23 protein-coding genes are annotated in these 26,817 nt (G+C 62.5%); 7 read left to right on the forward strand and 16 right to left on the reverse strand.

From position 1 onward, the window contains the following. Window positions 1-147 precede the first annotated feature (147 nt). The 3 genes from HMPREF0291_RS07155 to dapF are packed head-to-tail and all read left to right on the forward strand — an operon-like array spanning window position 148 to window position 2,578. The gene (locus tag HMPREF0291_RS07155; protein WP_005289809.1) at window positions 148-723 is read left to right on the forward strand and encodes a hypothetical protein; all 576 of its coding nucleotides are present in this window, start codon (window positions 148-150) and stop codon (window positions 721-723) included. After that, a complete protein-coding gene (miaA, locus tag HMPREF0291_RS07160; protein ID WP_005289811.1) occupies window positions 720-1,637 on the forward strand; it encodes a tRNA (adenosine(37)-N6)-dimethylallyltransferase MiaA in 918 nt (305 codons plus the stop codon). The genes HMPREF0291_RS07155 and miaA overlap by 4 nt, the downstream gene beginning before the upstream one ends. Beyond that, the gene (gene dapF, locus HMPREF0291_RS07165; RefSeq protein WP_005289812.1) at window positions 1,634-2,578 is read left to right on the forward strand and encodes a diaminopimelate epimerase; all 945 of its coding nucleotides are present in this window, start codon (window positions 1,634-1,636) and stop codon (window positions 2,576-2,578) included. Before miaA ends, dapF begins: the two co-directional genes overlap by 4 nt. Here dapF and HMPREF0291_RS07170 read toward each other — a convergent pair whose 3' ends face one another. Genes HMPREF0291_RS07170 through HMPREF0291_RS07190 form a run of 5 tightly spaced genes read right to left on the reverse strand, consistent with a single transcriptional unit; the run spans window position 2,579 to window position 7,687 of the window. After that, window positions 2,579-3,631, reverse strand: a complete 1,053-nt coding sequence (locus tag HMPREF0291_RS07170) for an ABC transporter substrate-binding protein (protein WP_005289814.1) — start codon at window positions 3,629-3,631, stop codon at window positions 2,579-2,581. It lies immediately after the preceding gene. Next, window positions 3,628-4,716: an ABC transporter ATP-binding protein gene (locus HMPREF0291_RS07175; protein ID WP_005289817.1), complete on the reverse strand. Its 1,089-nt coding sequence runs from the start codon at window positions 4,714-4,716 to the stop codon at window positions 3,628-3,630. The genes HMPREF0291_RS07170 and HMPREF0291_RS07175 overlap by 4 nt, the downstream gene beginning before the upstream one ends. Window positions 4,717-4,719: 3 nt before the next feature. Further along, window positions 4,720-6,327 carry an ABC transporter permease gene (locus tag HMPREF0291_RS07180; RefSeq protein ID WP_005289818.1) on the reverse strand — a complete coding sequence of 536 codons (1,608 nt, stop codon included), beginning with the start codon at window positions 6,325-6,327 and terminating at the stop codon, window positions 4,720-4,722. Window positions 6,328-6,378: 51 nt separating this feature from the next. Next, window positions 6,379-6,903, reverse strand: coding sequence for a YgaP family membrane protein (locus tag HMPREF0291_RS07185; protein ID WP_156774828.1), 525 nt, complete (start codon window positions 6,901-6,903; stop codon window positions 6,379-6,381). 34 nt (window positions 6,904-6,937) lie between these two features. Then, on the reverse strand, window positions 6,938-7,687 hold the full coding sequence (locus tag HMPREF0291_RS07190; RefSeq protein ID WP_040424398.1) for a hypothetical protein: 750 nt from the start codon (window positions 7,685-7,687) through the stop codon (window positions 6,938-6,940). 118 nt (window positions 7,688-7,805) lie between these two features. Between HMPREF0291_RS07190 and hflX the strand changes: the two genes are divergently transcribed. Further along, on the forward strand, window positions 7,806-9,323 hold the full coding sequence (gene hflX / locus HMPREF0291_RS07195) for a GTPase HflX (RefSeq protein WP_005289824.1): 1,518 nt from the start codon (window positions 7,806-7,808) through the stop codon (window positions 9,321-9,323). A 7-nt stretch (window positions 9,324-9,330) separates the two neighbouring features. On the opposite strand, the gene HMPREF0291_RS07200 is transcribed toward hflX, so the two are convergent. Together HMPREF0291_RS07200 and lexA are read right to left on the reverse strand one after the other, a co-directional pair. Continuing rightward, the gene (locus HMPREF0291_RS07200) at window positions 9,331-9,984 is read right to left on the reverse strand and encodes a DeoR/GlpR family DNA-binding transcription regulator (RefSeq protein WP_005289826.1); all 654 of its coding nucleotides are present in this window, start codon (window positions 9,982-9,984) and stop codon (window positions 9,331-9,333) included. Window positions 9,985-10,017: 33 nt separating this feature from the next. After that, window positions 10,018-10,689 (reverse strand): transcriptional repressor LexA, encoded by a 672-nt coding sequence (lexA, locus tag HMPREF0291_RS07205; protein WP_005289827.1) that lies wholly within the window; start codon window positions 10,687-10,689, stop codon window positions 10,018-10,020. A gap of 452 nt (window positions 10,690-11,141) precedes the next feature. Between lexA and HMPREF0291_RS07210 the strand changes: the two genes are divergently transcribed. Continuing rightward, on the forward strand, window positions 11,142-11,378 hold the full coding sequence (locus tag HMPREF0291_RS07210) for a hypothetical protein (RefSeq protein WP_005289830.1): 237 nt from the start codon (window positions 11,142-11,144) through the stop codon (window positions 11,376-11,378). A 30-nt stretch (window positions 11,379-11,408) separates the two neighbouring features. Beyond that, window positions 11,409-11,873 (forward strand): transcriptional regulator NrdR, encoded by a 465-nt coding sequence (nrdR, locus tag HMPREF0291_RS07215; RefSeq protein WP_040423647.1) that lies wholly within the window; start codon window positions 11,409-11,411, stop codon window positions 11,871-11,873. Here nrdR and hrpA read toward each other — a convergent pair. The 4 genes from hrpA to HMPREF0291_RS07235 all read right to left on the reverse strand — a co-directional run bounded on the left by hrpA (window position 11,870) and on the right by HMPREF0291_RS07235 (window position 20,522). Further along, window positions 11,870-15,811 (reverse strand): ATP-dependent RNA helicase HrpA, encoded by a 3,942-nt coding sequence (hrpA, locus tag HMPREF0291_RS07220; RefSeq protein ID WP_040423649.1) that lies wholly within the window; start codon window positions 15,809-15,811, stop codon window positions 11,870-11,872. The genes nrdR and hrpA overlap by 4 nt on opposite strands. Window positions 15,812-15,886: 75 nt before the next feature. Beyond that, window positions 15,887-16,846 (reverse strand): hydrogen peroxide-inducible genes activator, encoded by a 960-nt coding sequence (locus HMPREF0291_RS07225; protein ID WP_005289836.1) that lies wholly within the window; start codon window positions 16,844-16,846, stop codon window positions 15,887-15,889. A 90-nt stretch (window positions 16,847-16,936) separates the two neighbouring features. After that, entirely contained in the window at window positions 16,937-19,492 is a 2,556-nt protein-coding gene (locus tag HMPREF0291_RS07230; RefSeq protein WP_005289838.1) for a DEAD/DEAH box helicase, read from the reverse strand. Then, a complete protein-coding gene (locus tag HMPREF0291_RS07235; protein WP_005289840.1) occupies window positions 19,485-20,522 on the reverse strand; it encodes a PAC2 family protein in 1,038 nt (345 codons plus the stop codon). The genes HMPREF0291_RS07230 and HMPREF0291_RS07235 overlap by 8 nt, the downstream gene beginning before the upstream one ends. 244 nt (window positions 20,523-20,766) lie before the next feature. Here HMPREF0291_RS07235 and HMPREF0291_RS07240 point away from each other — a divergent pair, with 244 nt between their 5' ends. After that, the gene (locus HMPREF0291_RS07240) at window positions 20,767-21,915 is read left to right on the forward strand and encodes a DUF4192 domain-containing protein (protein ID WP_005289841.1); all 1,149 of its coding nucleotides are present in this window, start codon (window positions 20,767-20,769) and stop codon (window positions 21,913-21,915) included. Here the strand turns inward: HMPREF0291_RS07240 and galE are convergent. The 5 genes from galE to HMPREF0291_RS07265 form a co-directional block, all read right to left on the reverse strand. Then, complete coding sequence (gene galE / locus HMPREF0291_RS11805) at window positions 21,912-22,883, reverse strand: UDP-glucose 4-epimerase GalE (RefSeq protein WP_005289843.1); 972 nt, start codon at window positions 22,881-22,883, stop codon at window positions 21,912-21,914. The two genes, HMPREF0291_RS07240 and galE, sit on opposite strands and share 4 nt — an antisense overlap. A gap of 3 nt (window positions 22,884-22,886) precedes the next feature. Next, window positions 22,887-23,579, reverse strand: a complete 693-nt coding sequence (locus HMPREF0291_RS11810) for a metal-dependent transcriptional regulator (protein WP_005289848.1) — start codon at window positions 23,577-23,579, stop codon at window positions 22,887-22,889. A 115-nt stretch (window positions 23,580-23,694) separates the two neighbouring features. Then, window positions 23,695-24,687, reverse strand: a complete 993-nt coding sequence (locus HMPREF0291_RS07255; RefSeq protein WP_005289850.1) for a sigma-70 family RNA polymerase sigma factor — start codon at window positions 24,685-24,687, stop codon at window positions 23,695-23,697. A gap of 170 nt (window positions 24,688-24,857) precedes the next feature. After that, window positions 24,858-25,292: a D-aminoacyl-tRNA deacylase gene (gene dtd, locus HMPREF0291_RS07260; RefSeq protein ID WP_040423654.1), complete on the reverse strand. Its 435-nt coding sequence runs from the start codon at window positions 25,290-25,292 to the stop codon at window positions 24,858-24,860. Then, window positions 25,289-26,806: a DUF7782 domain-containing protein gene (locus tag HMPREF0291_RS07265; RefSeq protein WP_005289853.1), complete on the reverse strand. Its 1,518-nt coding sequence runs from the start codon at window positions 26,804-26,806 to the stop codon at window positions 25,289-25,291. The genes dtd and HMPREF0291_RS07265 overlap by 4 nt, the downstream gene beginning before the upstream one ends. Window positions 26,807-26,817 lie beyond the last annotated feature (11 nt).

The raw sequence follows: 26,817 nt of genomic DNA on the forward strand, positions 1-26,817 counted from the left end.
CTCAGGGGTGGGGGGCTGCGTCATAGTGGGCCGTCCTTTCATCCTGTGCCGCGCGTCGCGGCTGCCGTTATGCCCCAAAACAATACCGCGACGGGGAGCGCAATGTAACGGTTCGGCTCACACGGACTCTTCTATAGGGTGAGGTTCATGCGCGGTTTCAATCTGCTTGTCGTTCCGGGGTCCCCAGCGGTAGTCGCTGAGCTGTCTCCGCAGGATGCGGCGGGGCGCGCGATCGTAGCCAAAGCTCGCGAGCTGACCGAGGGAGATACCCGCCCGGTTGAGATCGTCGGTTCGCGCGATCCGCGGTGGCGCACCGAGCACACTGGCAGCTTCCGCGCATGGGGTGCTGATGTGCACGTCGGAGGCGGCAACTACCTGCCGGAACTCATCGCACGCTACATCCTGCCGGGCCGCACCATTGGGGATTCCCGCGAGCACATCCAGCCGCTCAACCCCGACGCGCTCACCGTGGTGGTCGTCGATGGCTCCGCCGGACTCACTCCCCGCGCACCCCTTGCGCTTATCGACGGCGCCACCGACACCCACGACGCCATGACCGCCTTCCTTGACGGCACCGGTGAACTCCCCACCGATCTGCCCGGAGTGATAGAGCCGGGGTTGTGGGAAGAGTTGGGGGAACTGGAAGCGTCGAAAAGCGTGCTTCTAAGCGATGACACACTCGGCGTCGGGCGCTTCCTTGCGGCGTGGGAGGTTCACGCATGATCAGGCCTATCTCTGTCGTCGGCCCCACCGCGTCCGGGAAATCTGATCTCGGGCTGGCGCTCGCGCATGAGCTCGGTGGGGAAGTGGTCAACGTCGATTCCATGCAGCTCTACCGTGGCATGGACATCGGCACGGCGAAGCTGCCACTGGCTAAACGTGAAGGTATCCCGCACCACTTACTGGACATCTGGGATGTCACGCAGACTGCCTCAGTTGCCGAGTATCAGGCACGCGCGATCGAGGTTGTCGAGGCCATCGCTGCACGGGGCAGGGTCCCCATCCTCGTCGGCGGTTCGATGATGTACGTCCAATCGCTGATCGACGACTGGCAGTTCCCGCCGACCGATCCCGCCGTCCGCAATAAATACGAGCAACGGCTGGAAGACGTTGGTGTGCACGCGCTCCACGCAGAATTGGCTGAAGTTGATCCAGAGGCCGCGGCCATCATTGAGGACAACGATCCGCGCCGAACGGTGCGTGCGCTGGAGGTCATTGAACTGACGGGTAGGCCGTTTCAAGCCTCGCAGCCGCCGAAAGACGCGCCGCCGCGGTGGGGCACCCGGATTCTGGGGTTGCGGACGGACGCGGAGTGGCTCAACCCGCGCATCGATAGGCGCACCGAGTTGATGTTCGCTGCCGGGTTCGTCGACGAGGTCCGAGGTTTGATAGCCGAGGGACTGGTCGCGGAGTCCACCGCCGGCCGCGCGATTGGCTACTCGCAGGTTCTCGGCTACCTTGCCGGCGCGATCACCCTCGAGGAAGCTCAGGAGCGGACCGTCACGGGGACCCGCCGCTACGTGCGCCGGCAACGTTCCTGGTTCAATCGCGACAAGCGCATCACCTGGCTCGACGCCTCCACAGCCGACAAGGGCCGCGAGGCGATCCTCACCGCCGCGCTAGACTCGCTGGCGTGAACGAGAACACCCCGCAGCCGCAGACGACCCAGGCACCGGAGAACCTGTCCACCCTGCTGTTCATCAAGGCGCACGGAACAGAGAACGACTTCGTGGTGCTTATCGACGTCGACGACCAACTAGAACAACTCGGCATCCTCGATGATGACCTTGTCGCCTCGCTGTGCGACCGGCGTGCCGGCGTAGGAGGCGACGGATTCCTGCGCATAGTGAGCTCGGACGCTCACGATGCGCAGGGTGCGAACGGCAACCGCTGGTTCATGGATTACCGTAACGCCGACGGCTCCATCGCGGAAATGTGCGGAAACGGCATCCGCGTGTTCGCCCACGTCCTCGTCGCCCAAGGCTTGGAGCAGGCTCGCCAGTTCGACGTGGACACCCGCGCCGGGGTCAAGCACATCACCATCCACTCCCTGACGGGGGAGGACCCGAACGGCTCGACGCACGCAGTCGTGGAAGTGGGGATGGGCCCCGTCGGCGTGACCGGGGTATCCACAGGCCGCATGGGGGACTTCGAATTCGCTGGACTAGGCGTGGATGTGGGCAACCCGCACCTCGCTGCCGTCATCCCGGGTTTGACACCTGTGCAGCTGGCGGAGCTGGCCTTTGAGCAGCCGGCCTTCGACCACGAGTTCTTCCCCGAGGGCGTGAACGTGGAGATCGTCACCGACCCTGAAACCGCCGACGGCGACATGCGGGTGGGAATGCGCGTGTGGGAACGCGGCGTGGGCGAAACCCGGTCGTGCGGCACAGGCACTGTCGCCGCAGCGCGGGCAGCGCTTGCCGATGCCGGCGTGGAGAACGGCACCATTACCGTTGACGTTCCGGGCGGCACACTCACCATCGCGATCAATGACGGCGAGGCGACGATGACGGGGCCGTCTGTCATTGTCGCGCGCGGCGAGGTCTCGCTGAAATCGCTGCGCAAGGACTTCACGTAACTAGCGCATTGCGCGCTGGAAGAACGCGACAGCGTCCGTCTTCTCCTGCGTGATGTTGGTTAAGTCGGCTTCGAGCAGAGCGATGTCCTCCAGCGTGGGCGCGCCTGGCGGACTGTCGACGTCGGTGCGCACCGGCAGGTAGTTCAGCTCCGCGGCGGTGGTCTGCCCTTGGCGGGAGACAAGATAAGACACGAGCCGCTGGGCAGCCTCGCGTGACGGCGATGCCGCAAAGACCGCCGCGGGCTGGGTGATGTACGGGGCGCCGTCGGCGGGATAAACGGCCTTGATGGGGGAGCCCTCGTCGGCCAAGTCGCGCACACGGTAATCAGTGACGATGCCGATAGGGTGGCCGCCAGCAGCGACCTCTTCTGCGACAGGGCCAGCGGACTGCGCAATCATCGGGCGGTTTTCGCCCAGCTTGTTCACCCAGTCTTCGCCGAGTTCGGGAGTCTGCAGCCACACCGCCGCATTGAACGCGGTGGCGCCGGACACTGCTGGGTCGCCGAGCACGATCTCGCCCTTGTACTTCGGGTCGGTCAGGTCGCCCCAGGATGTGGGAGCCTCGTTCTCCGGGATCCGGTTGGAGTTGTAGGCGATGATGGTGGGCATCATGCGGGTTCCTACGTAATAACCGTCGTCGTCGATCGCCTCCGGCAGGATCGCGGTGAGGTCGATATTGGTCAACTCCGCCAGGTCGCCCTCCTGCTTGTACACCTCGAAGGTGGGGGCGTCGGCGCACCACAGCACGTCGCCCTCGATCCCGCCGGTGGCTTTCTCGGAGGCGACGCGGGCGACAAGCTCGCCGGTTCCTGCGCGGTACATCTTCACCTTGATGTCGGGGTTGAGTTCCTCGAACTCGCGGATGGCGATGTCCGCCTTCGCTTCCGGCTCGGAGGTGTACAGGGTGATGGTGGTGACGCCGTTGCGCATGTTTGGCGAGCGTTCGCCCTCCGCGGGCGGTTCGGCGCAGGAGGACAGGAACGCCAGTGACGTTGCGAGAACGGCTGACACGAGCGAGGTGCGGCTGCGGGCGAGGTTTGCAGAAAAGGTCACGGTGCGGTCCTCTCGTCGGCGGCGGTCCTGTCATCCACCGGGTAGGCGAGTACACGTTCTGTGCGCACACCGACGGTCTCGCCAATGCGCGGGCGTCGGCCGCGGACCTTGGCACGGAAGGTTGTGCCGTCGACATCGAGGGTGACGGAGTGCCCGTCGAGCTCGAACAGAGCGGATTCGATCGTGCCGCGCGCGGCATACGGGTCGGAGGAGTCGACGACGCGCACGGCAGCTGGCAGGACCGCGATGTCGATGACCTCGCCGAGATCCTCCATTCGGCCGCCGACGGTTACCAGATTGGATGTATGGAAGCTCATAGCCGGGTCCTGGCTGACGTATTCGAATCCGTTGCGGCGGGCGCGCAGCACGGTCGCGTCGGAGAAGAACTGTGCGACCCAGGCCGTGGCGGGTGCGGAGTAGAGCTCATCGGGGGTGGCGACCTGTTGAAGTTGCGCGTCGGCAAGCACTGCGATGCGATCGGCCATGGCCAGGGCTTCGCCGCGGTCGTGCGTGACATGCAGCGTGGTCAGTCCGTGGGTGCGAGTCAGAGCCACAAGTTCACGCCGCAGCACGTCGCGTAAGGGTTCGTCGAGGGCGGAGAGGGCTTCGTCTAGAAGCAAAACGCGCGGATCGCCCACAATGGCGCGAGCGAGCGAGACGCGCTGACGCTGGCCGCCGGACAGGGCGTCCGGTTTGCGTTCCTGGAGGCCGTCGAGTCCCACCAGTTCAAGTGCGTCGGTGACGCGGCTTGCGCGCTCACGCTTATCGACGCCCGCCCGCACCAGCGGGTACTCCACATTCTGGGCGACAGTCATATGGGGCCACACCGCGTGCTGCTGGAAGACCATGCCCATGTGGCGGTCCTCCGGCGGAATGCCGGTCATGTCCTTGCCGCCCACGTAGATGGAACCGGAGTTCGGCTCGACGAACCCTGCGAGGGCACGCAACAGCGTCGTCTTGCCCGAGCCGGACGGGCCGACGAGCGCGAGGAATTCGCCGGCTTCGATGTCGAGGGTCACATCGCGCAGGCCCTGCGTGCCACCCGGGAACGTGACGCTGACGGTGTCGAAACGGATGTCTTCCACGGTCTACCTCCTAGCGGATGCCGAGCCACGGGAAATGCCCGCGCTGGCGAGGACGAGAACGATAAGCCCACCGAGCGTGAACATGAACGCCAGCGCGGAGGCTTGGTTATAATTTCCGGCTTGCTGCAGGTTGAACAGTTGCACACCGAGCGTGGTGGTGCCGGGAGCGATGAGCAGGACCGAGACCGTCAACTCGCGGATCGCGGTAACGGCGACAAGGACGGCACCCGAGACCGCGGCGGGGATCGCCATGGCACCCGAGGTGTTGAAGATGGCGCGCAGCGGCCCCGCCCCGGAGATACGCGCGGCCTCTTCCATGGCGAGTGGAGTGCTTTTCAACGGCGCGCGGACTGCCTGCAGCACCGTGGCGGTGTAGGCGCACAGGTAGGCGGCGAGAATGATCCACGGGGTGTTGTAGGTGCCGGTGTAGCGGCTGATGATAAGCCAGCCGACACCGATGATGAGCCCCGGAAGGGCGGTGGGTAACAGCGTCACCAGGGTCAACAGGGTGTTGTCGCGGCTAATGGTACGGGTGACGAGGATGCCGATGAGCCAGCCGAGTACGCCGCACAGCACCGCCGCGGTGAGCGACATCCACAGGGAGTTAGTGAACCCGTCGATGACGCGCGGGTTCTGTAGGGTGCGTTCGAAGTTGCGCCATGTCAGCGTCTCCCACGTTAGCGGCACACCCGGAGCGGGCAGGAGAGCGCGGTAGATCAACCCGCCGATTGGCAACAAGGTCACGGCGAGGCCAGTAATCCAGGTGGCCACTGTCACCGGCCACGTGGCGGCGCCGAGCTCGAAACGCAGCGGTGCGCCAGCGTTCGTACCGGAGCTGGCGGCGCGCTCGGCGACGATGTAGTCCGCGATGACTGCCAAAATGCCCATCACCAGCAGCACAACACCGATTGTGGACACCACCTGCAACGGGTTAGGCACCGTTCCGGATTCGACGAAGCGGTACACCATCGTGGCCAACGTTTCGAAGCGGGCAGGTGATCCGACCAGGGCCGGAATGCCGAAGTCCCCCAGGTTGGACACGAACGTCAAGGTGAATGCGCTGAGCAAGGCTGGGCGGACCAGCGGCAAGGTGATGGTGCGCAGGGTGGTCCAGGTATCAGAACCTGACAGGCGCGCAGCGAGCTCTAGATCGCGCGGGATTTTGCGCAGCGCAGCGGCCATGATGACGTAGACGATCGGGTAGGCGTGCAGCGTGAGCAGAAAAATGACGCCGTCAGCACCGTAGATGTTCCAGATCGGTCGATCGAAGATGGCGTTGAAGCCCTGGTTGCGGCCGAAGAGCTGCAGCCACGCGATCGCGCCGACAAACGGCGGCACAAGCAGCGGGGACAGCAGCAGCAACCGCGCCACGTGGGCACCGGCGATGGTGGTGCGCTCCACGATGACGGCGGCAAGCGTTCCCACGACCACCGCGAACAAAGACGACAACAGCGTCGAGTAGAAGGAGTTCCAGGCCGCCCGGCCAAGACCTGATTCAATCAGGACGGGGATCTGGTTTCCGCCCAGAGCAAGGCCCACCACGAGGTACAGCGGCGCGATGAAGAATCCGGCGGCAATGAGCCACATTCCGGCCCGGAATAGCTTGGGCATTGCTCAAAGATACAACATGCCCGCCTGCCACAGCAGCGCTGTGCAGGAGTTCTATGCAGGCCCGTAGTCGCGCGCGGCTCGGCGGGCATCCGTCCACGACTCAGCAAGGTCCGCTGCCCGCTGGTCAGCGATGGAGAGCATGCGTTCGAGGGAGGTGCGGTCGAGATCGTCGCTCAGCAAATGCGTGTCAACGCGCGCGAGGAAACGCTTCGCAGAGCTGCGCCGCAAGTGGAAATCTTGCACCTCCGCGAGCCGCGAATGCGGGTTGGCCAGCTCGGGGTAGTGCAGGGTGCGGTCGGCGAGAGCGTCTGTGGAGGGGCCTTGGAGCAGGTCGTCGTACTCGCCCAGGACCTGCTCGATGTCGTCGCGCGCGACACGCAGCGATGCCCGGAGGGATTCAATCTCCGGGTCGGTGGTGCTGTTGCAGAAACCGATGAACGCGACGGCCGCGACGACACCACCGAGGATCAGCCCTAGCCAGCCGAAGCGTGCTCCGAGCAGGATCGCCACAACCAGCGCGAGGGTGAGCCATATGGCTGCCTCGACGCTGCGTCGCGGTTTGTGGTTCTGCGCCATCACAATGTCACTGGCCGGGTTCTTTTTAGGGGGACTAGTGGCCGCCGCAGCCTCCAGAGCCGCATCCGCAAGCGCCGCCACCGCAGCCGCCACCGGTGGCCATCATGACGGAGCCGGATAGGACACCGGTGCCAGCGATGACGGTGTTGCGCTCGGGCAGCGTGTCCGCGTTGGGGAGGACCACATCGAAGGGGAACGCGCCGTCGACAGAGACGTGGATGAACTGCTCACCGGTGAGCATGTTGGTGCGGTACTCGGATTCCAGCACGCGGGCAGAGAACTGGGCACCTGCATCCGGGCTGGCCGGGGCTCCCGTGGAGACGATCTCCGCACCCTTCGAGGTGATGGTTCCCATCACCCCGCCGGTCTCGGACAGGTAGTGATCAACACTGTCGTACCGTGCCACGTCCATCCCGAGGATGGTGAAGCCCATTTCCTGCCAGGTGAGGGTGGATTCGTCGACAAGCAGCGGGCCCTGGGCGATGTTGGCCGTGACGGAGGTGAGCACCGTGCCGGTGGGATCGATGATCTCGCAGAACCCGACGACATCCGTGACCATGGTGACGTTCGCGTACGTGCGGGTGGTGGAGTCGAAGCCGGCGAATGTTGCGAACGGCTCGACTGCCAGGATGTTCAGCTGCGCTCCGGAGATGTCGGCGAACTGGATGAGCTGGCCCCCGCGGACCTCGCCGGTAACGGCAAGCTGATTCGAGGCGATCGCCGCCTCCACCGCGTCCTGCCATCGCGCATAGTTCATGCCGATGCTGGAAAGATCCGTGCTGATCGCTTGAGTCATGTCTCCAGATCCTACAACTGCCGTCAAAGAATCCCGCATACGGAGGGAACAAGCTGGATGGCTGGGTTGTTGAGGTAGAAAACTACTGTGCAACAATAAGGACTCAATGACCACTTCTTCGCACGCAAGTTCTCAACCCAGCCATGACGAGCTGCTCGCCCAGGCTTTCCGCCACAATGCGCCGCAACCGACCGATCGGGGCCGCGACGAGGCCCATGAGCCGTCTGTCGGCACGCTGGACTTGGCCGAACGCAATGCTTTTCGGCGTGTCACCCGCGAGACCGAAATCCGCTCCGAAGAGCACAAGGATGTCTACGAGGTTGAGTACCGAAAGCTCCAGCTGGAGCAGGTCATCCTCGTCGGCGTGTGGACGGAAGGGACGACGGCCGAAGTCGAGGCAAGCATGAACGAGCTCGCGGCTCTGGCTGAAACCGCCGGCGCTGAAGTGGTAGAGATGATCTACCAAAAGCGCGACAAGCCGGACCCGGGCACCTACGTCGGTTCCGGAAAGGTGAGCGAACTACGTGACATTGTGCACGCCACCGGCGCCGACACCGTCGTGTGCGATGGTGGTCTCTCGCCGGGCCAGTTGGTGGCGCTTGAGGAAGCCCTGAAGATCAAAGTCATCGACCGCACCATGCTCATTCTGGATATCTTCGCCCAGCACGCGAAGTCCAAAGAGGGTAAAGCGCAAGTGTCCTTGGCGCAGATGGAATACCTCTACACCCGTACCCGTGGTTGGGGTGGCAACCTGTCGCGTCAGGCTGGCGGCCGGGCAGGCTCCAACGGTGGTGTGGGTCTGCGTGGTCCTGGTGAGACGCGTATTGAGGCCGACCGTCGCCGTCTGCGCACTGACATGGCTAAGCTACGCCGCGACCTTTCCGGGATGAAGACCGCCCGCGACATCAAGCGCGCTCAGCGCCAGCGCTCGACGCTGCCGAAGATCGCCATCGCCGGGTATACGAACGCCGGCAAGTCCTCGCTAATCAACGCGATGACCGACGCTGGGGTGCTCGTCGAAGACGCACTGTTTGCCACCCTGGATCCCTCCACGCGACGCGCCGAGCTTGCTGACGGCCGCACCGTCGTCCTGACCGACACTGTCGGCTTCGTCCGCCACCTGCCCACGCAGCTTGTCGAGGCGTTCAAGTCCACCCTGGAAGAGGTGGTCGGCGCTGACCTCATGCTCCACGTTGTCGATGGCTCCGACCCGTTCCCGTTGAAGCAGATCAAGGCCGTCAACGATGTCCTGGCGGAGATCACCCGGGACACGGGCGAGGAGATTCCGCCGGAGATCATCGTGGTGAACAAGATCGACGAAGCGGACCCCGTCGTGCTAGCCGAGCTACGCCACGCGTTCGCGGATTCGAAGCACAATGTCGTCTTCGTCTCCGCCGTGACCGGCGAGGGGATTGACGAGCTTGAGGGCCGGATCGAGATGTTCTTGAACACTCTCGATGCCCACGTGAAGCTGCTCGTCCCGTTCACCCGCGGCGATGTTGTCTCACGCGTCCATGAGGAGGGCACTGTGCGCAGCGAGGAGTACAACGAAGAGGGCACGCTTATCGACGTCCGCCTGCCCCGCGTCCTCGCCGAGCAGTACGCAGAATTCGTCGTAGCGTAGAACCGAGTTAGTGGTCTGGGTCGGTTCGGACTACGTCGATGCCGTGTTCAGACAGCTTCTGCACCACCTCATCCGAAGCGTCCGCGTCAGTGATGAGCACGTCGATGCTGTCGAGCGGGGCGTAACTGACTACCGCTTCCTGGCCGAACCGTGCGGAGTTGCAAAGAACCACGACCTTCTCAGCGTTGATCACCATTGCCGACTTCACTGCGGCTTGTTGGGCATCATCCGTAGACAGGCCGTGGTTGACGGTGAGAGCGTCGGCATCGATCACGGCGACCTTTGCCCGCATCAACGCGAGCGTACGCAAGGTCGTGTCACCAGCGGTGGACTGTGCCGCGTAGTTCACGGAGCCGCCCAGGAGCTGAACATGTGTACCGGCTGTGCTGGATAACTCCAGGGCGACAGGAATGGAGTGCGTGACAAAGGACAACGCCGCTGCGTTGCCGGTGCCGCTTGATGTCACCGCCTCTGCGAACGATTGGGCCACATGCACGGCCATTGCACCGGAATCAACGAACACGACGCCATCGTCTGGCAGGTGCGCCAAAGCTGCTCGAGCGATAGAGGAGCTCGCCCGAGAGGCCGATTGCGAGCGCGGGTCAGCAGACTCCACATGCCCGTGGGAGGCGGTGAGCTGGCATCGCTCTTCGGCGTTCATGGGTCTTCCTTACCTGCTCAAAGGGGACATGGTCTAGAGCTTACGAAACACGGAGACAACGAGCCCCATGATTTCAGCATCATCCCCCTTGATCGGGGCGAAGGCTTCGTTGTGGGGGAGAAGCCACACACCGGAGGAATCCCTGTGGAACTCCTTCACCGTTGCTTCCCCCTCAATAAGCGCCGCGACGAACTGACCTTCCTCCGCTACCGGCTGGGTACGCACGGCAACCCAATCGCCGTCGAGGATGCCCGCGTCGCGCATGGACTCACCCACGACTTGGAGCAGGTAGAGATCACCGTCGCCGACGAGTTCTTCCGGCAGAGGGAAGTAGCCGTCGACGTTCTCTTCAGCGAGAATCGGGTTGCCCGCAGCAATCTGCCCGACGACGGGGATGTAGCGCGGCGGTGCCGCATCGTCCGGTTTCGGATCAGCCTTGCGCTTCTTCCGGCCATTCTCCGGCAGGTGACGCAGATCAACGGCGCGGGGCTTGTTCGGGTCGCGACGGAGAAAGCCCTTCTTCTCCAATTCCTTGAGCTGGTAGGCCACAGACGACGTCGACTGAAGGCCGGCGGCATCGCCGATCTCCCGAATGCTCGGCGGGTAGCCGCGGAGCACCACCGCATCCTGAATGACTTCGAGAATGCGGCGCTGCCTCTCTGTCAGGGTCTTAATGTCCGGTTTCTTGTCTGCGCTCTGGGGCATGTTCCTGTTCTCCTCTGATCGGTTGTCCTCGGTGCCTTGTTCCTATCGGTGTGGCGAGAAACTCAGCGCTGGAATTCCTCACCAATGTTCGACGACACGCGGCACCGTTCGGTTCCCTTGTGTCCACTTTTACCATGCGTAGGCAAATTTGTTCGATATTTCTTGACCACGTCTAGACAAACTCTACGGCCCTTGCTATAAATCGAACATAGGAACTATCGAACATTCTAGCGATCATTGCAATCGAACATGTCCGGTGCGGTTCGTAGAATCAAATCCGAACCAAGAAAGGAAGAATGATGACTATCTCTCTCGCCCGCCCTAACAGTGCTAATACTACCGATAACCTCCGTTCTGCTGAGGTTGAGCCAGCGGATGTTTGGGACCTTGACCGTGCACCGGTGATTCGTGCCTCGCACCGTCATGTTCGAACACTCGATGAGCATAATCGAATGAATGAATCACCCCTGCGAGCGCGCCCAGAGGATCCGGACAGCCCGAACACGGCTCTCGAAACTCGCCGCGAGAAGCGCGCGGCCACGCTTATGGGCGCACTGCTCGGCCTCGGTCTCGTTGCGGGTTCTATCTTCGGCGGCGCGTTCTCTTTCGAGGACGACGGTTTCAGCCCGGAGCCGGTGAACGAGTCTGCGAATCTCCAGAACGCCGTTGCAACAGTGAACAACCGCTAAAGATTTTTCTGGGGGAGTAGAGTTTGAGGGGTGCACTGCCCCTTTTGCCAGAACGATAGCTCTCGGGTTTCTGACTCGCGCCTAGTCGACGCAGGATCGGCCATTCGGCGCCGACGTGAATGCACCGTGTGCGGTGGTCGTTTCACCACGGTCGAGAAAGCTGTCCTGACCGTGGTCAAGCGCAACGGAGTCAGCGAACCCTTCGACCGTGACAAGCTCATTGTCGGCGTACGCCGCGCGTGCCAGGGACGCGATGTCTCCGATGACGCTTTGAAGCGCCTCGCCCAAGAGGTGGAAGAGATCGTCCGCGCGCAGGGAAGCTCGCAGATTCCGTCGAACCAAATCGGCCTTGCCATCCTCGAGCCGCTCCGCGCACTCGACGAGGTCGCCTACCTGCGCTTCGCGTCCGTGTACAAGTCTTTCGAAAGCGCCGACGACTTCGAATCCGAGATCAGGCTGATGCGCCGCAAAGACCGCGGCATGGAAGGCATCTAGAGCTTATCCACCATCTTCTCGATCCGCCTCGGGCTTACCGGTTTCGCTGTACCGAGTCGCTGAGCGAATAAGCTCACACGCAGCTCTTGGATCCGCCACAGAATGTCCTTGACTGCCCGGGATTTACGGGCCGCCTGCGGTAGCCGGGCCAGTTTGGCATCGAGGTACTTCTTCACGTCGTCGACTACCGATTGGCGGTCTGCATCGCGGTCGGGGTCGCGGTTCATCTCCTCGAGCCGAATCTGGATCGCCGACATGTACCGCGGAAGGTGTTGAAGATTCTCCATCCCGTGCACTGTGATGGCGTTCTTGGGTAGAAGGAAGTTCATCTGCTGGCGGATGTCGTCGATAGCTGGGCCATCCCAGTTCTGAAGTTCCGCCGCAGTGTTGATGTATTCGACCACACCACCGGCGATGCCGACGACCGTGCGCCGAACCATGCCGGCCACCTCGGGCTTGACCTTGTTCAGTAGCGCGTCGAATTCTGCAGGTGTACGCACTGGTCCACCGTGGGCGAACATGAGATCGCGGATCGCGGCGACGCGCGCATCTTCGACCAGCCCAGCGGCACCACCGTGCGGATACTTATCGACGGCCACACGCTGCCGCAACGGCAGGCCTTTCACCATCTGGGAGACCGAGACGTCGATTTGGCGCATGAGCATTGCCAACGTCGCCGTCACCATGGATTGATCAGCAGCGGCCTTTGTCGGGAACACCTTCACACGTACGCCGTCATTGGTCGCCTCCAAGGCGGGGAAAGCATCGACGTTGTTGCCTTCGATCTTTGTTGTCACAGTTTCCGGCACATCACCAAGGGTGTCTTCCGTCCACTTCGTAACTGAGTCGGATTCAGCCTTCTTGGTCGCCTTTGCTACAGACGAGGTGATTTGGCCGGCGCGGCGCTTCTTCAGCGCGGCCAGCGACGTGTCGTGGTCGGTGATCTTCCCTTTACGGTCGATGGAGGCAAAGGTGATCTTCAGGTGAGGCGGCAACGCTTCGGGCCGGAAATCGGATGCGTTAATGCCGTGCCCTCCGAGGGAGCGCAACACCTCGGCGAGCTGCTCGTTCAACGGAGATTCGTAAGGAACGAGCTTGTCTAGGGCGCGCGCGGCAAACTCTGGTGCAGGAACGACTGTCTTGCGCAACGCCTTTGGTAGGGAGCGGATGAGCTCTGTGACTAGTTCTTCGCGCAAACCGGGCACGAGCCAGTCGAATTCGCGCTCCTCCAGACCCGCTAACAGGGGAACAGGGACAAGGACGGTGACGCCGTCAAAGGGGTCGCCCGGTTCGAACTTGTATTGCAGGTCGTAGTCAATGCTTCCCTGGCGGATCTTGTCGGGGAAGGAGTCTTCGCTGGTGTCAGCGTCGGAATCGTCGATAAGTGCGCTCGGGTCGAAGTCGAGGAATGCGGCGTCCTCATGCTTTTTCTTCTTCCACCATGCGTCGAAGTGGCGGCCGGTCCCAATGTTGTCCGGCAGGCGTTCGTCGTAAAAGTCGAACAACGCCTCCTCGTCGACAACGAGACCGCGGCGGCGCACCTTCTCCTCGACTTTGGCGGCCTCTTCGAGGAGCTTGGCGTTGTGTTTGAGAAAGGCGTGGTGGGCGTTCCATTCGCCGTCGATAAGCGCGTGCCTGATGAACATGGTGCGCGCAGCATCCATGTCCACGCGGTGGTACGGCACCAGGCGATCAGCGACAACCGTGACTCCGTAGAGCATGGACTTTTGATGCACCATGGGCGCGGCGCGCTTGATGGACCAGATCGGCTCGGAATAGTTGTGCTTGAGCAGGCCGCCGGCGACTTTCTCCACCCAGGCGGGATCGATAGCGGCGACGTCACGCGCCCACAGACGAGACGTTTCGACGAGTTCGGCAGCCATCACGAACTCCGGCGGCTTCTTCGCCAGCACCGAACCGGGGAAGATCATGAAGCGTGTGCCGCGTGCTCCCTTGAACTCCTTCGAAGTGCCGTCGCGGGCACCGATATTGGACAACAGGCCGGTGAGCAAGGCCTGGTGGATGGACTTGGGGTCGCGGTCCCGCGAGTCATCGTGATCGTCCGTTGCGGTGGCGGTGCGGGCCCAGCCGAGCTGCCTCTCCGCCTCACGGAGCTGGCGCACAAGGTCGAACCACTCGCGGATGCGCATGTAGTGGAGGTACTCCTTCTTCATGCGCTTGCGGAAGGCGTTGCCGGACAGTTCATTCCGGGAGTCTTTGAGGTAATCCCACAAATTCAGCGCAGCGAGAAAGTCGGAGGTCTTGTCCTTGAAACGCGCGTGGGCCTGGTCGGCTTGCGCCTGGAACTCCAACGGACGTTCGCGGACATCCTGGATGGTCATGCTGGCGACAATGACAGTGACATCGTCCAGTACACCGAGGCGGTGTGCCTCCACCAGCATGCGGGCCATCCGCGGGTCGACAGGAATGCGCGCGATGTCGCGGCCGATGCCTGTGAGCACCGGCATGTCTTGGTCTTCCTTATCGGTGATGGCGCCGAGCTCGTGCAAGAGCATGAGGCCGTCGCGCACAGCCTTCTTGTCCGGTGGCTGGACGAACGGGAACTCCGCGATGTCGCCCAAGCGCAGGTTCGTCATCTGGAGGATGACGCTGGCCAGGTTGGTGCGCAGAATCTCGGGGTCGGTGAATTCGGGGCGGGCGTGGAAATTGTCCTCTGAATAAAGGCGGATCGCGATACCGTCCGCGATGCGGCCGGAGCGGCCCGAGCGCTGGTTGGCGCTGGCTTGCGAGATCTCTTCGATGGGGAGGCGCTGCACCTTGGTGCGCGTGGAATAGCGGGAGATGCGCGCCAGGCCGGTGTCCACCACGTAGTGGATGCCGGGGACAGTCAGTGACGTCTCCGCGATGTTGGTGGCTAGCACGATGCGGCGCCCGGAGTGCGGGGAGAATACCCGGTGCTGTTCGGCGTTGGAGAGTCGGCCGAACAGGGGAGTGACCTCGACACCGCGCCAGCGCTGCTTTTCAATGAGCTCCATTGCGTCACGGATGTCACGCTCGGAGGCGAAGAAGCACAGGATGTCGCCGTCACCTTCCGCCATGAGCTCCTTCAAGGCTTCAATCAGCCCGTCGAGCATGTCTGTGTCGACGACCTTCGTGCCGCCGTCTTTCGTGGGCACCTCCGTCTCAAGCGGACGGTAGCGGATCTCCACTGGGTAGGTGCGCCCCGAGACTTCAATGATGGGCGCCGGGTTACCGTCACTGTCGGCGAAGTGCTCCGCGAACGACTCTGGGTCGATCGTGGCGGAGGTAATGATGATTTTCAGGTCCGGCCGGTACGGCAAAAGCCGCTTGAGGTAGCCCAACAAGAAATCGATGTTGAGGGAGCGCTCGTGGGCCTCATCGATGATGATCGTGTCGTAGGCGTTCAGGTAGCGGTCCCGCTGCATCTCGGCGAGCAGGATGCCGTCCGTCATGAGCTTGACCGCGGTCGTGGCAGACACACGGTCATCGAAGCGGATGGCGTAGCCGACGGAGCGCCCAATGTCCTGGCCGAGCTCGTCGGCGATGCGCTCAGCGACAGTGCGCGCAGCGATTCGCCGCGGTTGGGTGTGGCCGATCAGCCCACGCCGGCCACGGCCCAGTTCAAGCAGCATCTTCGGGATCTGGGTAGTTTTACCAGATCCCGTTTCACCTGCAATGACGACGACTTGGTTGTCCCTGATGAGGTTCTTGATGTCCTCGCGTCGGGCGGAGACAGGAAGCTGCTCCGGGTAGGTGATCTGCGGGACCAGAGCGTCAATCGCGGCGACCTTCGCAACTTCTTCTTCTAAGTCGGTGTGGATCGCGGCTAAAGCGTTCGGAGCCTTCGCCTTCTTCAGGCGCCTGTCAAAGCGGCGGACTTGGGCAATCGGCAGCTCGTCGAGACGCGCTTTGAGGGCGTCGCGGGTGATGGGCGGGGAAGACTCGGGGGTGCTCATAATCAACGGCTGATCTTACCCGCGCAGCAGGTAAAGGTAGAAGCTACTGAGAGTGAACAACCTGAGCGAACGGGACTAGACAGTGAGACCCAGCGGTTCGCCTTCGGCGACAGTGTTCTCGTAGGCCTTTGTAATCGCAGCGCCCAGCGCGGTGAACTCTGCGGCGCGGGTGGAGGAGGAACGGTAGACCAACCCCACGTTACGTTCTGCCGCCACGGCGGTATCGAACTCAGCCACTGTCACGCCGGGGCGGGAGCATTCGGCGGAGACTGCTGACACCGGCAGCAGTGTGGAACCGAAGCCGGCTGCGACGAGCTGAATGATCGTGGTTAGTGACGATGCCCGGGTGACGGACTCGGTGACCTCGGTCAGGCTGATCTTGGCCAGTCGGCAGAGGTCCATGATTTGGTCACGGAGACAGTGGCCGTCGTCAAGCAGCAGCAGATCAAGGTCGTCGAGCACGCTGAGCTCGAGGTCGTGCTTGCCCGCCAACGGGTGGTCGTCTTTGACCGCTACCGCGAAGTTCTCGGTGTACAAAGGGATTTCGCTCAATCCGGCCACGTTGGAGGGGAACGCGATAAGAGCGACGTCGAGGCGCCCGTCGCGCAGCTGGTCCAGCAGCGTAGGGGTCGTTTCCTCCACGATCTTCGGGTTCAGTGCCGGGAAGCGTTCGTGAATAATGCGCAGCAGCTCCGGCAGAATGTACGGCGCGATGGTGGGAATGATGCCGATTGCTAGCGACCCCGTCAGCATGCCCTGTGCACCGCGTGCCCGATGCACAAACGCATCGGCAGCCTCCAAGGTGGCTTTGGCGTAGGGGAGCAGCTCTTCGCCGCTGGGGGTGACAATGACTTTACGTGTGGAGCGCTCAATCAACTGGATCTCCAATCCCGACTCCAGCGCGACGAGCGCCTGGGACAGTGAGGGCTGGGAGATATTCAGCTTGGCCGCGGCAGAGCCAAAGTGGCGGTTCTCCGCGATCGTGACAAACGTGCGCAGCTGCGCAAGCGTCGGACGATACTCCTTATTGTTCATACCTATTAGGCTACAACCGGCAATAGGTAGAAATGGCCTATTTGGGATTCTTGTTTTCCAGCCCTAAGGATGAAGGTCTCCGTAGACGGTTTATACCTGCTTCATCTCCAGCGAACTCAAACGCACTTCACCGGCGGCGTCTGATGCGTCGAGGTCCACCGTGCCATGCAGCTGGAAGGCATTGTCGCCTTCTGGGTCTTTGAGAATCTGCACGACTTCCCACATTCGGGTGTCGTCGCCGGAGACGCTGAAGTAGGACGGGCCGCGGGCGTCGTTGTCCAACTCCACGTCCTCGTAGTCGTCGAAGTAATCGTCCATGAGTGCCGGCCAGTCAGGCTGGTCCGCAAAGTCCATATAATCGAGCATCTCCTCGAGCTGTTTCTCCTTCTCGTAGGCGAAGAGCTCAACCAAGCGGAAGAAATAATTGCGCACCATGATGGTGAACGCGCGGCGGTTCGCCGTCAGCGCTGTCGGGTCCTCCACGCCGAAGGCCAGCTCTCGTTCCAGGTCGGATTGAGAGATCGGGGTGGTCTCGTCGGTCATGTGGGCCCATTCGTCGATCAGCGAGGAGTCGACCTGGCGGATAAGCTCACCGAGCCACACGATGATGTCGTCCAGCCGCTGTGTCATGTACGCCTCTGGAATGGAGTGTGACAGCGTGCGCCACGCGTCGGTGAGGTAGCGCAGCACCACGCCTTCGCTGCGGGCGAGACCGTAAGTCGCGATGACATCGGAGAAGGTCATCGCATGCTCAATCATGTCGCGCACGACCGACTTGGGGCGCAGCTCGAACTCTTTGGCCCACGGGTTTCCCTGAACGAAGGTCTCGTAGGCGTCTTCCAGCTCCTCGCGCAGTGGCTGCGGGTAGGTGACGTCTTCGATGAGCACCATGCGTTCTGTGTAGTCCACACCGTCAGCCTTGAGCGCCGCGATCTCTTCACCGCGAGCCGCCGACTGCTGGGCTTGGAGCAACTGGCGCGGATCATCCAGGATCGCCTCGAACGCGGAGATGACATCCAGGTCGTACGTCTCGCTCTCCGGGTCAAGCAGGGTGAGAAAAGCCAGAGCGAAGGGGGACAGCGGCTGGTTGAGCGCGAAATCGCGGTCAAGCTCCGCCGTCAACGTGTACGGCCGGAACGCGGGCGAGTCCGGGGTTCGTTCCACCACACCGGCGTTGATCAGGCCGCGGAACAGGTCGAGGGCGGTGAGAATATCGCGGTTCTGCTTCGCCCGGGTGTCGTGGTTGGTGCGCAGCAGATGCTTCATGTGCTCATACCCGTCACCTGGGCGGGCGACCACGTTGAGCAACATCGAGTTGGACACCGTGAACTGGCTCTGCAGCTCTTCCGGCTCTGCCTCGGTCAGCCGCAGATACGTTTTTTCTGACCACGACACTTCACCGTCGCGCGCGGACTTTTTGCGGATCTTCTTCAGCTTCTTCGGATCGTCGCCGGCCTTGCGCCGCAGCTTGACGTTCTCGATCTCGTGCTCGGGCGCTTCGACGATCATCGTTCCTTCTGTGTCGTAGCCAGCGCGTCCCGCACGTCCTGCAATCTGGTGGAATTCGCGGGATTTCACGATGCGCTGCCGGGTTCCGTCATACTTCGCCAGCCCCGTCATGAGCACCGTGCGGATCGGGACGTTGATGCCCACCCCGAGCGTGTCCGTGCCGCAGATGACCTTCAGCAGACCAGTCTGCGACAGTCGCTCGACCAGACGCCGGTACTTCGGCAGCATCCCAGCGTGGTGGATGCCGATGCCGCGGCGCAGCAGCTTTGACAGCGTCTTGCCGAAGGTCGTCGTGAAGCGGAAGTCTCCGATCGCTTCAGCGATCGCGTCCTTCTCGTCGCGCGTGAGCATGTCGCTTATCGACGTCAGAGCCTGCGCCCGTTCTGTCGCCTCCCGCTGCGAGAAATGCACCACGTAGATCGGCGCTTTCCCGTCTTCGAGCAACTCCTCAATCGTCTCGTGAACGGGGGTGAACACGTAGTGGAAATCCAGCGGGACCGGGCGCTGCGAACCACCAACGAAGGTCGTCTCACGGCCGGTGCGGCGAGTGAGGTCCTCCTCCAGCCAGGCCGTGTCGCCGAGGGTGGCGGACATGAGCAGAAATTGTGCTTTCGGAAGCTCCAACAGCGGCACCTGCCACGCCCAGCCGCGCTCTGGGTCCGAGTAGTAGTGGAACTCGTCCATAACCACCTGGCGGATGTCGGAGTTCTTTCCCTCGCGCAAGGCGATGTTGGCGACGATTTCCGCAGTGGCCGCAATGATGGGTGCATTGCCGTTCACGGTGGCATCGCCTGTCATCATGCCGACGTTCTCCGGGCCGAAGATCTCGCACAGCGCGAAGAACTTCTCACTCACCAGCGCTTTGATCGGAGCGGTGTAGAAGCTACGCTGGCCGCGGGCCATGGCGATGAAATGGGCGGCGTTGGCCACCATGGATTTTCCTGACCCGGTGGGGGTAGCCAGAATGACATTGTCTCCGGCCAGAATGGCCACAGAGGCCTCCTCCTGCGCCGGATAAAGGGAGATGCCACGGTCGGTGGTCCAGCGGATGAAGGTGTCCCAGACGGCGTCGTCGAAAAGCGACTGCGGGACGTCACTCAGATCCGCAAGGCTGTCACCGAGCGTGGCGTCACTCATCGTCGTCGGTGAGATCGATCTGGTCGTTGTCCTGCCACATGCTGGACTCACCCGACTGGCCGGTCTGGTCTGACTGGCCAGAGCCAATGCCCTTGTTCAGGCCGCGATCCCTGTCGTCGATAGCGGCGAGGAAGTTCTCAAACGCCTCACCGATCTCGTCGCCGGACGGCATCTGAGCTTCACCCGGCATCATCTTCTGCGGGTTCTTGTCGCGGTAGGAAGCCATCTCAGAGTCGTAGTGCTGCTCGAGCTGGGAGACCACTTGCGCGATTTCCTCCGACTCGTTCGTCTGCTCCGCCAGCTGCTGCTGGACGCGCGCGATGTCCTGCTCGATGGAGCGCAGCGGGAACTGCAGCTTGGACGTGTCAGACACCGACTGCAGGAGCTGGTAGACAGCCTGTGGATACGGGGAGGCTGCGACGTAGTGCGGCACATGCGCGGTGTAGCCGGCGACCCGGCGACCGCGGTTGTGCAGCTCACGCTCGATCATCACAGCGGCAGCACCCGGCATGGAGACCATCCCGTCGTAGGTGAACATCGGGCCGACCAAATCGCGGTCATTGCCGTGCGCCGAGACCACCAGGGGACGCGTGTGCGGCGCACCCATCGGAGCGGCGTACAGGCAGATTGTCTTGTCCACGTTGAACCGGTCTGCGAGATCTGCAACCGCCTTGGAGAATGCCTCCCACCGCAGGTCCGGCTCCGGACCCGACAACAGCAGGAAGGATTCTCCCTTAGCATCGCGCATGACGCGGATGTCCAAGTCGATCTCTTCGATGTCGGTGATTTCGTGCTCGCTCATCGTGATCATGGGGCGACGGGAGCGGTAATCGATGAGCTCGTCGTTATTGAATGTCGCCACCGTGCGGGAATCCAGTGCCGCCTTGAGGTGCCCGGCGGCACCTTCGACTGCGTGCCCCGCGTCAGCGTAACCCTGCATGGCCACAATGAGAGTCGGGCCAGAGGAGGTGCCGTCGACAGCTGGAGCGGGGTACTCCAATTCGTACATTTTCCTCTCGTTCGAGGTCATGTCGCATCCTCCTTTACCTATGCGCACTTTCGTGTGAGCTTGTTAGCGTTCGACAATAATCACAACAATGTCGGTTCAGTTAAATTCCCACTCTAGATCCGATTGCCTCTCGGGTGTGGACTGCGTCGGCGATTGTCAGTGAATTGCAGAAACTGTCAGGCCGCAGCCAGCCTCACACGGTTGCGCACTGCAGTGCGCGACGGGCAGGGAACCGTATAGGGGGTTTGGGAAGACTAACAAGGGCATGACGCATTCTTCAGATCACCACCATCAAGCGACAGTAGACAACCCTTCAACCATCATTGCGACGGTGCCCGGCACCCTGGGCTACTACCCGCACGAATCAGTCGTCGTCATCGGGCTCATCGCCAGCGAGGACACCGACAGCGTGTATCTCGGCCCTGTTCTGCGCGCAGACCTTGGCCGCGTGCGCGAACTGACTGCCTATCTGGGCAGCGCGCCCGTGGACACGTGCATTGCGTTCCTGGGCATTTTGGTCACGCGCGTGCCGGGGTCCGGTGCGGCGCTTAACGCCGTCGAAGAATTGGAGAAGTTGGAGCGCACCAACAGCGAGCCGCTTATCGACGTGTTGTGGCACGTCTCCGAAATCGCCCACGGCACCCCGTACTCTATGGTTTTCGGGCCCGAGCCTGCCGAGTTGGGCATGTTCTGGTCCGAGCTGGCCTGGGAGCATGGGGTCGTGGGCTCTGTCATGGCATCGCCTGCGATGGAAGCAATGCGTGCCAACGGCACACTGCCCGCCTTAGATCGCAACGACACTTTTTCCTACTTCGAGCCTGTCGTCCTGTCCGGCGCGGAAGAGCACCGCATCACCTCGCTGACCCAGCAGGCGCTTGCGCGTTCTGCTCAACTCCAGGTGGAACTTGCCCGGGGCAGCAGCTCCCGCCCAGCGAGTGTTGTGCATCAGGCGTGCACGGCTTTGATCAATGCCCCAGCGCAGCCCATCATCGGGGCCGACGAGCCGCTCAGCGTCGCCGAAGCTGTTCCGGATCAGAACAGTCTTCTTGCACTCGCTACCGTTCTCGCGCGCCCCACGCTGCGCGATTGCGTCATCGGGGAGGCGGTCCGCCACCCACAGGAATCCGCCAGTGCGCTCCTCGCCGTCGCGCGGTCCTTCCGGGGCGTCATCCGAGCAAATGCATTGAGCATCTGGGCGCTCGTGGCCATCTCCCGCGGTGTGTCGTCGTGGGCATCAGCGGCACTGCATTGCGCTCAAGAGGAAATGCCCGAGCACTCCATGTCCGCGATTTGCCTGGAAGTGTTGGCGCTGGGGGAGCAGAAGAAGCTGGTCACTACCATCCTCGAAGGGTGCGAGCTCGCCTGCGAGAAGCTGCTCGGCCCAGCGGATCCGCCAATGAGGAAAAGCGCTTAACCCCTTGCCTGGGTGAATTCCCACGCGTCGGTGACAATGCGGTCCAGTTGTGTGCGGGTGGGGTTCCAACCGAGTTCGTCTTTCGCGCGCTGCGAGGAGGCGATCAGGGTGGCTGGGTCGCCTGCGCGACGCGGAGCTACTTCGGCGGGGATGTCGTGCCCGGTCACGCTGCGGCAAGTCTCAATGACCTCTTTCACGGAGTAGCCGTCGCCAGAACCGAGGTTGAAGATCTTGTGGGTGCCCGGTGTGTTCGCCTCCAAGGCGAGCATGTGCGCGTCCGCCAAATCGCGGATGTGGATGTAGTCGCGCACGCACGTGCCGTCCGCAGTAGGCCAATCGTCACCGAAAATGAGAATCTTCTCGCGCTTTCCTTGAGCCACCTGCAGCACCAACGGAATCAAGTGAGTCTCCGTGGCGTGGCGTTCACCGTAGCCCGCGTAGGCTCCAGCGACATTGAAGTAGCGCAGGCTGGTCGCACCGAGCCCGAACGCCGCAGCGTAGGAACTCATTGCGTAGTCGATGGCTAGCTTCGACGCGCCGTACGGGTTTGTCGGTGCCGTGGGCATGTCCTCGGTGATCGGCACGTGCTCCGGTTCGCCGTAGGTCGCGGCGGTGGAGGAGAATACCAGCGAGTTCACATTGTGGTCGCGCATCGCGTTGAGCAGCGCCAGAGAGGTGACAAAATTGTCGCGCCAGTACTCATCCGGCTTTTCCACAGATTCACCCACCAGGGACCGTGCCGCGAAGTGGAGCACACCATCGACGGGGCCGCCGCTGCGGTCGCCCAGCACATCGTCGATCACATCGGTGATGGTGCCTTCCACCAAGGTGGCCTCCGGGACGACTGCGTCGCGGTTACCCGTGGAGAAATCGTCGATAATGGTCACATCATGGCCAGCTTCTACAAGCACCTTCGAACAGACGCTGCCGACGTATCCAGCGCCGCCGGTGACTACGAGACGAGCCATTGATTAACCTTCCAGCGGCTTCACGCGCAGCGCGTGAGCCAAGTCGGGGGCGAGATCCACGTGGCCATCGTTACTGGTGATCACCGTGATGATGCCGTTGCTCTTTTTCTCCAGAGTGACCACTGACCCGCGATCGACACCATAGCGGCAGATCGAAGAGTACTGCTCCGAGTCGAGCTGCAGAATCTCATTGATCTGCACGACTTCAGCCGTGACCGGTTCACTGAGATCCAGTTCGGTGGCACGGGTGCCCAGAGTCTCTCCGACAGCGTCGGAGTATCCCAATTCGTCCAACGCCGGAATCGGGTTTCCGAAGGGGGAGCGGGTTGGATCGTCGAGCACGTGGATGAGGCGGCGTTCCACCTCTTCACTCATCACGTGCTCCCAACGGCAGGCTTCAGCATGGACTTGGCTGATATCCAAGTCGAGCACGTCCGTCAGCAGACGCTCCGCCAAGCGGTGCTTGCGCATGACCGAGGTGGCCAACTCGCGGCCGCGCTTGGTCAGGCTGAGAGAACGATCGTGCTCGACGACAATGAGGCCGTCGCGCTCCATACGGGCGACGGTTTGGGACACGGTCGGGCCGGACTGGTCGAGGCGTTCCGCAATGCGCGCACGCAGCGGAGTAATGCCTTCTTCCTCCAGCTCATACACCGTGCGCAGGTACATCTCGGTGGTGTCGACGAGGTCTCTCAAAACTGCATTCCTTACCTACTTGACCAACTCAGTCGGCCCAGCCTGCGTGGCCCGATACATGCCCAAAACTCGGGACCATGGTAGCGCACTCACGCGCCCATGGCCGGGACTCGAACTACTGGGCGTAATCGCGGAGGCGATCTGCGCGCTCGCCGACGCGCAGCTTGCTCATTACTTCGCGCTCAATCTGGCGCACACGCTCACGCGAAAGGCCGAACTTGCGGCCGATTTGGTCGAGGGTGCGCGGCACACCGTCATCCAGGCCGTAGCGCAAACGAATAACGTCCTGCTCACGTTGCTCAAGACCGTTAATGATGTCGTGAATGTCGTCGTGGCGCAGCACGGAAACAACAGCATCTTCAGCGTCCGCGGCCTCAGCATCTTCAATGAAGTCGCCCAACGGTGCTTCCTCGTCAGCGCCGACCGGCATGTCCAAGCTCACCGGGTCGCGGGACTGGCGCAACAGCATCTCGATCTTGGACTCATCAATGCCAGACTCTTCCGCCAACTCCTCGTTGGAAGGCTCGCGGCCAAGAGACTGGTACATCTCGCGACGGATGCGGGAGAGCTTGTTCACCTGCTCCACAAGGTGGACTGGGAGACGGATGGTGCGCGACTGGTCAGCCATGCCGCGGGTGATCGCTTGGCGGATCCACCAGGTGGCGTAGGTGGAGAACTTGAAGCCCTTGGAGTAGTCGAACTTCTCCATCGCGCGAATCAGGCCCAGGTTGCCCTCCTGGATGAGATCCAGCAGCGGCATGCCGCGTCCGGTGTAGCGCTTGGCTAGAGAGACAACCAAACGCAGGTTCGCCTCCAGCAGGTGAGCGCGGGCTTTGCGGCCCTGCTTAGCCAAGATCTTCAGGTCGCGCGACTTCGCGCGGGTCAACTCGGTGTCAGGATCGTCGAGCAGGTGCTGCGCGTACAGACCGACCTCGATCTGCTGGGCCAGTTCAACCTCTTCCTCAGCGTTGAGGAGTGCGGTCTTGCCGATGCCGTTCAGATACACACGGACAAGGTCAGCAGACGGATTATCGTTCGTCTGGTTCCGGCGGCTTCCGCGGTCGACCTCTTCTTTTTCATCGACATGATCCACATCGGGTTGAGTCATGAGATGGTGCTCCTTCAAATCTCGCGAATCTAACCTACTAACGCCGGACAAAGCGACATTGTTCCCGCTGTGAAACGTCAGCGCGGACTGAAGAGTTTGTGCAGTTCAGAGGCGTTGCTTTACGGGAGCGGATGCACGGTTGCCGTGCATGGAACTCTAGCAGTTTCTGCCTAACATTCAACCAATAGCGTAAAGGGGCCGGAGTTGACCGAGCTGACCTCCATCATCGCTCCGAAGCGGCCTTCTTCGACGTGAATTCCGCGTTCGCGCAGCGCCTGAGCGATCGCCGCAATGATTGGTTCTGCTTGATCCCCGGGGGCTGCATCGGACCACGATGGGCGGCGGCCTTTCTTGGTCCTGCCCATGAGGGTGAACTGGCTGACCAGAAGCACCGGCGCTCCGGCTTCTTCGACCGACACTTCGCCGTCGAGCATGCGCAGTTCGGCGATCTTGCGTGCCATGGTTTCCCACGCGTCGTCGGCGTCCTCCCGACCGATGCCCACGAGCGCCAGGACTCCGCCTGTGTCGGGACAGTCGATCGCGCCGACCACCTCTCCGTCAACCGTTACAGATGCTTGGGTCACTCGAGTCAATACTGCTTTCACGGCAGAACCACCTCCTGGGGGAGCACTAGGCCGTGGCGGATCAGGTCCACCACCACACTGGCGGCTTGCTTGGTCAGGGTCTCTTCGTCGGTGTCATCAAGCCCTTGCGACGCGGCGAAGATAGAGACGATGTCGCGCAGCGGAAGCCCGTTTGGGTTGAGGCCGGAGACGATGGCCGCGACAGCGTCGTCGATCTCGTGGGTGAAACGCGGGCCGTCGGTACGCGTGAGGCGCTTCACCTGCGTTTCAAAGCCCATGCCTGTTTCGGAGTCAGCCACAGCGACATCTTCGAGCGCGACACCGGGCCGCACGGTGAAGCGGGAGTCCAGGATGTCATCGGTGGTTGCGGTGCGCAGCCAGTCCATACGTATGAAGTACTCTTCGACCTCCGGGCCAAGAGGATCGGTGAACGGTTGGTCGAGCGTTTCAAATGTGGCTTCGGTCGGGGCATCTCCGATGTCGCGAAGGAAAATCCAGCCAAAGCCCACGGCACGCACTCCGGCTTGACGGAAGTGGTCCAGCCAACGGCGCGTGCGCTCCACGCCCTCCTTCGAGCGTGGATCGATCGACTCGTCCTTGAGCCACGTGGACACATACAGTGCCGGGTCAACGACATCCCGCTGGCATACCCAGGCAGAAACTCCATTGGGAGGCAGCCACGCTGCAACGCGGTGCTCCCACGGCTGGTCATCCGTGTGGACCCAGGCCCCGAGAATGTACGCGGTCCCGTCCGCGGCGAGATGCTCAGGAGCTTGCTTGACGACGAGCTCCGTCGCCCCGTCCAGATCCAACCCCGAATCACGGTAAACGTGGCCGACCTCCGGCGGACCAACCACGAACGGGGGATTGGCGACGATACGGTCGAAGCGTTGCCCTGCCACCAGGTCGAACCACGGTCCTTCCCGCAGCTCAACGTTGGTGATGTCGGCGCCAGCCATGGTGGCAGCGGCGAGGTCGAGCGCCCTTGGATGAACGTCGGTCGCGGTGACGTGTTGTGCCGTACCCGCCTGCGCCAGCGCCTGCACGCCTGAACCGGTACCCAGATCCAGGACAGTCCCCACCGGTGTCAGCGGTGTCGCGGAGAGCAGCGATAGGCTCGCCGCGCCCACACCGAGCACGTGGTCTGGCCCAGGGACGTGCTCTGTGACCGATGCGTCCATGTCGGAGAAAATGAACCGGTCTGCACCAGCAATGATGTGCGGACGGACATCCAGGGCGACTTCGATGTCGCCGGAGGGGGTGCGGGTGGCCACAGAAGCGTCGATAAGCGAAAGCACGAGCCGCGCCGGGAGGAACCTAGCCAGCTCTTCGGCGCTCATGGGCTGGCGCAGGAGGAAGAAGCGAATGAGCCCGGAGAGGACACAATCGTCGCATGCTTCAAGCACCGCGCCGGGCTCACCGCGGTGGAGGGCTTCCGTCGCATCCGGGCCCAGGTGGGCAGCGATGGTGTCGGCGGTGAAGCCAGCCCGCTCCAACTCGCGGGTCAACTCTCGTGCGATGTCAGCCGGATTCATCCTCTTCCTCC

The organism is Corynebacterium genitalium ATCC 33030 (assembly GCF_000143825.1).
In the GTDB taxonomy this organism is placed as follows: domain Bacteria; phylum Actinomycetota; class Actinomycetes; order Mycobacteriales; family Mycobacteriaceae; genus Corynebacterium; species Corynebacterium genitalium.

Bases quoted from the DNA above. Each gene is read 5' to 3' on its own strand.
- HMPREF0291_RS07225 (WP_005289836.1), bottom strand. From the start codon at position 16,846: ATGAACAATAAGGAGTATCGTCCGACGCTTGCGCAGCTGCGCACGTTT.
- HMPREF0291_RS07240 (WP_005289841.1), top strand. From the start codon at position 20,767: ATGACGCATTCTTCAGATCACCACCATCAAGCGACAGTAGACAACCCT.
- galE (WP_005289843.1), bottom strand. From the start codon at position 22,883: ATGGCTCGTCTCGTAGTCACCGGCGGCGCTGGATACGTCGGCAGCGTC.
- miaA (WP_005289811.1), top strand. From the start codon at position 720: ATGATCAGGCCTATCTCTGTCGTCGGCCCCACCGCGTCCGGGAAATCT.
- HMPREF0291_RS07200 (WP_005289826.1), bottom strand. From the start codon at position 9,984: ATGAACGCCGAAGAGCGATGCCAGCTCACCGCCTCCCACGGGCATGTG.
- HMPREF0291_RS07180 (WP_005289818.1), bottom strand. From the start codon at position 6,327: ATGCCCAAGCTATTCCGGGCCGGAATGTGGCTCATTGCCGCCGGATTC.
- HMPREF0291_RS07255 (WP_005289850.1), bottom strand. From the start codon at position 24,687: ATGACTCAACCCGATGTGGATCATGTCGATGAAAAAGAAGAGGTCGAC.
- hrpA (WP_040423649.1), bottom strand. From the start codon at position 15,811: ATGAGCACCCCCGAGTCTTCCCCGCCCATCACCCGCGACGCCCTCAAA.
- HMPREF0291_RS07210 (WP_005289830.1), top strand. From the start codon at position 11,142: ATGAATGAATCACCCCTGCGAGCGCGCCCAGAGGATCCGGACAGCCCG.
- HMPREF0291_RS07185 (WP_156774828.1), bottom strand. From the start codon at position 6,903: ATGGCGCAGAACCACAAACCGCGACGCAGCGTCGAGGCAGCCATATGG.
- HMPREF0291_RS07265 (WP_005289853.1), bottom strand. From the start codon at position 26,806: ATGAATCCGGCTGACATCGCACGAGAGTTGACCCGCGAGTTGGAGCGG.
- HMPREF0291_RS07235 (WP_005289840.1), bottom strand. From the start codon at position 20,522: ATGACCTCGAACGAGAGGAAAATGTACGAATTGGAGTACCCCGCTCCA.
- lexA (WP_005289827.1), bottom strand. From the start codon at position 10,689: ATGCCCCAGAGCGCAGACAAGAAACCGGACATTAAGACCCTGACAGAG.
- hflX (WP_005289824.1), top strand. From the start codon at position 7,806: ATGACCACTTCTTCGCACGCAAGTTCTCAACCCAGCCATGACGAGCTG.
- HMPREF0291_RS07230 (WP_005289838.1), bottom strand. From the start codon at position 19,492: ATGAGTGACGCCACGCTCGGTGACAGCCTTGCGGATCTGAGTGACGTC.
- HMPREF0291_RS07155 (WP_005289809.1), top strand. From the start codon at position 148: ATGCGCGGTTTCAATCTGCTTGTCGTTCCGGGGTCCCCAGCGGTAGTC.